Source organism: Vibrio sp. 2134-1 (assembly GCF_033339495.1).
This window is the reverse complement of the sequence record NZ_JAWOUS010000334.1, coordinates 1-766: the sequence shown is the minus strand read 5'-3', so window position 1 is coordinate 766 and position 766 is coordinate 1. Positions and strand designations below refer to the sequence as shown.

Below are 766 nucleotides of genomic sequence, written 5' to 3'. Positions count from 1 at the left end.
AGAATCGACATTACCACCACAATTCGGGTGAAAGACGTCATCAAAATCACCATTGCTGGCAAGAAGCCCAGCATGGTCATTAAGGCAAGAATTTGCAATGTAACAGAATAGTCTTCACTGCCATCCGGATTGGTGGTCATGGTAAAAGCTGGAATACCAGCACCGTTGCCAACCGACATAGAGCGACTGGCTCCAGTATCACTTTGCATGGCCTGAACCGTCACACTGCTCCCTTCTGCTAAATTCGCAGGCAGCGGTGATTCCTCTGCCGCAGCAAACGAAAATGAAGAAAACAGCACGCCAACCAGTAGCACCAAAGTGCTAAAAAGCAGACGGATTGGATTACCCTTTGTCATTTTTCTTGATCAGTTGGCTGAACTGACTGGCAAAAGCATTGGTCGCCAACTCTTCCTCTTTCAATGGCTTTTCTAGCTTGGCTAAGGTTTGGATCGATTGACTGGTGATGCCCACCAAAAACTGCTCTTCTCCAACCTGAACCACGGCGATTCGCTCTTTGGTGCCAACAGGTAATTGGCTCACGATGCGTAAACCTTTTTGCTGCCCTAACGCCGGCACTTGCATGCGTTTAAGCAACCATGCCAATAGCAAAATGACACCAATAACCAGCACAAGTGAACCCAAGGTGGTCGCTAAATCGAGATTACTGGGTGCAGCCGCAAATGCATAAGGAGCACTCAGCATTAAACCGAGTGCTCCTGTGATTTGCTTCAATCTCTTTGTGATTGAACTTGTCATATTAACGCAG

General features: G+C 47.4%; 1 protein-coding gene and 1 pseudogene. Both read right to left on the bottom strand.

The window, feature by feature from the left end; genetic code table 11:
- Positions 1-356, bottom strand: a pseudogene (locus R7R78_RS25820) (flagellar biosynthetic protein FliP); the annotation flags it as partial.
- Positions 343-756 carry a flagellar biosynthetic protein FliO gene (gene fliO / locus R7R78_RS25815; protein ID WP_005457659.1) on the bottom strand — a complete coding sequence of 138 codons (414 nt, stop codon included), beginning with the start codon at positions 754-756 and terminating at the stop codon, positions 343-345. The pseudogene R7R78_RS25820 and the gene fliO, both read right to left, overlap by 14 nt.
- Between the last annotated feature and the right edge of the window lie 10 nt (positions 757-766).